The 4,417-nt window shown below is 55.3% G+C and carries 3 protein-coding genes; 2 read left to right on the forward strand and 1 reads right to left on the reverse strand.

All coding sequences use genetic code 11. The features are described from left to right. Positions 1-72: 72 nt before the first annotated feature. Complete coding sequence (locus H7U12_RS20475) at positions 73-1,305, reverse strand: ROK family transcriptional regulator (RefSeq protein ID WP_186641654.1); 1,233 nt, start codon at positions 1,303-1,305, stop codon at positions 73-75. A 280-nt stretch (positions 1,306-1,585) separates the two neighbouring features. On the opposite strand from H7U12_RS20475, the gene H7U12_RS20480 reads away from it, so the two are divergent. Together H7U12_RS20480 and H7U12_RS20485 are read left to right on the forward strand one after the other, a co-directional pair. Then, positions 1,586-2,317, forward strand: a complete 732-nt coding sequence (locus H7U12_RS20480) for an adenine nucleotide alpha hydrolase (protein ID WP_186641656.1) — start codon at positions 1,586-1,588, stop codon at positions 2,315-2,317. Positions 2,318-2,468: 151 nt separating this feature from the next. Further along, on the forward strand, positions 2,469-3,854 hold the full coding sequence (locus H7U12_RS20485) for a lysophospholipid acyltransferase family protein (RefSeq protein ID WP_186641658.1): 1,386 nt from the start codon (positions 2,469-2,471) through the stop codon (positions 3,852-3,854). Positions 3,855-4,417: the final 563 nt, after the last annotated feature.

Genomic DNA, 4,417 nt, shown 5'->3' on the forward strand with positions numbered 1-4,417 from the left:
CGGCCCGTTTCAGGCCTGTTTTCACCAAAACAGGCCTGAAACGGGCCGACGGGTTTTAGGGGATCAAGTTTCTTAGTTATGTTCCAGCGCCAGGTAGCGGTGGCGCACCAGAAGGCAGGCACCAATTACGCCGGCTTTTTCGCCCAGTTGGGAGACTTTCAGTTGCGTGTCATTGTTCACCAGACTCAGCGAGTACCGCTTGATGGCGCTTTTGATGGGCAGCATGATGTATTCCTCGGTAGAAGACAAACTGCCGCCCAGCACCACCAGTTCTGGGTTGAAGATGTTGATGAGCAGCGCGATGCCCCGCCCGATTTTGTCCCCGATTTTGGCGATCAGCTCGATGGCCAGCACGTCGTCGTTTTTAGCGGCGTTGATGATATCGTCCAGCGTGAGGTCCTCCGGGCGGATGTTGTTCTGGCTGATGATGGTGGATGCGCCGGCCTGCATGCTTTCCTTGAACATCTCCACCAGCGCCCAGCCCGAGGCCTCGGTCTCCAGGCAGCCTTTTTTGCCGCACTTGCACATCTTCTCGTTCTGGAACAGCGGGATGTGCCCAAACTCCCCAGAATAGCCAGATTTGCCGTAGAACAGTTGGTTGTTGAGGATCATGCCCACGCCAATGCCGTAGTCCAGGTTCACGAACAGGACATCTTTCTCGTCTTCCACCACGCCAGAGCAATACTCGCCGTAGGCCATGGCCCGCGAATCGTTCTCCAGGAACACCTTGATGCCGATGACCTGCTCAATGATCTTGCTCAGCGGCGCGTCATGGAAATCAAAGAGGTTGTAGTTGTAGCCCTTGGCGTAGTTGATGCGCCCCGAGAGGTTAATGCCGATGCCCAGGATCTTCTCTCTGGGAATGGGCAGCTCAGAGATGAAATTGTTGATGATGTGGCACAGCTCATCCAGAGACTCCTTGTCATTGGACAGCTTGTAGGGGTAGCTTTTGAAGTCGCTGATCAGGTTCTTCTGGAAATCGGTGAGCCCGATGTTGATGTGGTGGGTTCTCACGTCAATCCCCAGGAAAAACGCCGACTCCGGGGCCAGGCCGTACACGTTGGGCTTGCGGCCGCCGGTAGAGTCCACTTTGCCGTGGTCCTGCACTAGGCCGTCCTGGATGAGGTCGTTGAGCAGGCTGGTGATCTTGGGCACACTCAGGTTCAGTTCCTTGCCCAGCTCGGCAATGGTGGCGTTGCCCGTGTGGGCGAAATAGGAGATGACTTTCTTCTTGAGGTTGACATTTTTGAATGCCACCCCAGAGGGTATATCACTGTTCATTTCCTCAAGGAAAGTCTTCGTCATTGTCAGTCGCGTATGGGTGTGTCAAGAGGCGGTCGCCTTCCATTATCTCTACTTACTCTACAAATTTAATTATTTCCAGATAAGGTAGGTAGAGGTTTGCATATTTCTTCTTTATACAAATGTAACTACATTGATCTGAATAAGTTATAATTCAATCATCCTCCAAATGTTGGTAAAAACCGTCTTTTTCAGGATAAAAACCGACCTGTTTTAGCCCCGATTTCAGGAAAACACCCCTAAAACCGCTGCGGCTGCCACCAGGAACCCGTACCTTTCCGTTATGAAACCTCTCGCCATTTTCAACTGGAGCGGCGGCAAAGACTCCGCGCTGGCCTTGCACCGGATTCAGCACCAACAGGATTTTCGCCTGCACGCGCTCTTCACCACCGTGAGCGAAGCCCACCAGCGGGTCACCATGCACGGCGTGCGCACCCAACTGATGCAGGCCCAGGCCTCAGCGTTGGGATTGCCCTGGCAGCCGCTCTCGTTGCCCGAGGGGGCCAGTATGCCCGTCTACAACCAAGCCATGGCTCAGGCCTGGAACCGGTTCAAAACCGAAGGCGTGACGCACGGCATCTTCGGGGATCTTTACCTGGAGGACCTGCGCCAGTACCGTGAGGAGCAACTGGCCGCTGTAGCCATCAAAGCCGCGTTTCCGCTGTGGGGCGAGGAGCCCGGAGCTCTGCTGGAGGAGTTCTGGCGGGCCGGTTTCAAAGCTAAAGTAGTCTGCGTGAACGGCATGCACCTGGACGCGACGTTTGCCGGACGGGAGCTGGACGAGGCGTTTGTGAAAGACCTGCCGGCGCACGTAGACCCCTGCGGCGAGAACGGCGAGTACCATTCGTTTGTCTATGACGGGCCCAATTTCCGGGAGCCGGTGCCGGTACAGCTGGGGGAGGTGGTGTTCAGAAGCTACGCGCCCGCCACCCAAACAGCAGAGGACGATTGCTTTGCCGCCACCCCAGCCGCATATGACACCGGTTTCTGGTTCTGTGATCTGTTACCTGCCTGAGAAAAGACCACCGTTTAGGGCCTGTTTTCCCAAAAGAGGCGTGTAACCGCCGTGCCTAGCCTGTGTTGCTTTCTGGGCAAGCTATTTTAGGGCTGTTTTTCTGAAATGGTGCTGAAAAAAGCGTAGCTTCCTCCGTTAAACCAGAGCTTCTATGCTGTACTTTCTGCTCAAGACCATGTTCCAGATCGCGCTGCGCGTGTTCTTCAGGAGTTTTACGGTGCACAACCGTCATCTGCTGTTCTCGGAGGGGCCTTTGATTGTAGTGTCCAACCACCCCAACACGCTTATGGATCCCGTGGTGACCGCCTCGCTCATGAAGCAGAACATCTACTTCCTGGCCAAAAGCAGTTTCTTTAAACCCGGCATCCAGGGCTGGCTTTTTCACCGGCTGTTCATGATTCCGGTGTACCGCCGCGAGGACGTGGGCGAAGGCAGCACCGCCCAGAACGATGCCACGTTCTCCAAATGCTATGAGTTCCTGGGCAAGGGCGGCACGCTCATGGTGTTCCCCGAGGGCAACAGTTTCATGCAGCGCCGCCTCCGGCCCCTTAAAACCGGCACGGCCCGCATTGGCTTGGGGGCCGAGGCCCAGCATGATTTCAAACTGGGCTTGCGCATCATCCCCGTGGGCGTGAACTACTCAGACCCGTCCCGTTTCCGGAGCGATGTCTTTGTGAACGTAGGCGAGCCCATCCACGTCAAAGATTTCCAGGCGGCCTACGTCCAGGATCCCTTCCACGCCGCCCACGCCCTCACCGATCACCTGAAAGAACAACTGGAAGCCCTGGTCATCCACACCGAGACCGACGAGGAAGACGCGTTGGCCCGCCAGGTGGAAGCCGTTTACCAGGATACGCTGGTGAAGGAACTGGACCTGGCCGAGTCTGAGCCCCAGGAGCGGTTCCTGATCACCAAAGGCATTCTGCAAAGCATCAAATACTTCGAGGCCCGGCAACCCGAGCGCGTGCACCAGCTCCGGACCGAGTTACAGGACTACCTGCAGCACCTGGAAAGCGTCAACCTGGTCCCCGATGCCCTGAAGGATGTTCCCCGCCGCCGCGAAGTGGCCTGGGGCACGGTGCAGACCCTGCTCTACCTTATCCTGGGTTTCCCGGTTTACTTATTTGGGGTGGTGCATAATTATCTGCCGTATTTTCTGCCCGCCAAAATTGCCCGCATGCTCACCAAAGACATTGAGTTTTACGCGCCCATCATGATGACCATTGGCATGTTCACGTTCCCCATCTTCTATGCCCTTATTGGCTGGGCGGCGCATGCCTGGCTGGGGCTTTCGGGTTGGGCCTTGGTAGCGTACCTGGTGGCGCTGCCGGTAACCGGGTTCTTCGTGCTGCATTACTGGCACCGCATCCAGATCGCGCGCCGTAACTGGATCTTCTTCTCGCTCTTTTACCGCCGCTCCACCGTGCTGCAGAGCCTGCTAGCGCAGCGAAACCGGCTGATGCAGGCGCTGGAACAAGCCCGCACTGAGTTTCTGGCCTCTTTTCCGGAAAACAGCGCTGAAACGAAACGGGCATGACTTGGAGGTAGAATTCTTCTTTTGAAGAGGACGAAGTACAATGTCTGTTTTCTTTCTTTCTGATGGTTCAAGTCTGTGACTTGGACCTATTATGACGGCAGTTTGTAACTGCCATGGGATAGTAGACTTCTATGGCGCGGATTTACTTCCGTACCTTTTCTTCTATTTATTGTTGAGCTATAAGCTACTGAGCTTCCAGCCCAGCCCGCAGTTGTTGGTGTTCTCACCAACGACTTTTACTGCCGCTAAGATTAGCTATCCGGCTTTGCTCCCTGGTTCTCTCCAACAACCAATTCACCTTCTCTCAAGCAGAGATTCCCCCTTTGAAGGGGGCGAAGGGGGATGTTTACACCCGCTGATCCATTTCCTTTCTACTCCGCCCGCCGTTGTTGGTGTTCTCACCAACAACCATGACTGCCTTTCAGATTACCTTTCGGCCTCTACTCTCCACTTCCTTCCTACCAAGCCTTGAGGTTGGAGTCGCGGTCTGCCCGCGTTTGTCACTTTTCTCCTGGATGAGAAAAGTAACCAAAAGAATCATGAAGAAAAGAAACTCGCTGACG

Origin of the sequence: Rufibacter sediminis (assembly GCF_014269285.1) — a bacterium.
Lineage (GTDB): Bacteria > Bacteroidota > Bacteroidia > Cytophagales > Hymenobacteraceae > Nibribacter > Nibribacter sediminis.

What these genes read in the sequence shown, in the direction of transcription:
- H7U12_RS20475 (WP_186641654.1), bottom strand. Translation starts at nt 1,305, where the DNA reads ATGACGAAGACTTTCCTTGAGGAAATGAACAGTGATATACCCTCTGGG.
- H7U12_RS20480 (WP_186641656.1), top strand. Translation starts at nt 1,586, where the DNA reads ATGAAACCTCTCGCCATTTTCAACTGGAGCGGCGGCAAAGACTCCGCG.
- H7U12_RS20485 (WP_186641658.1), top strand. Translation starts at nt 2,469, where the DNA reads ATGCTGTACTTTCTGCTCAAGACCATGTTCCAGATCGCGCTGCGCGTG.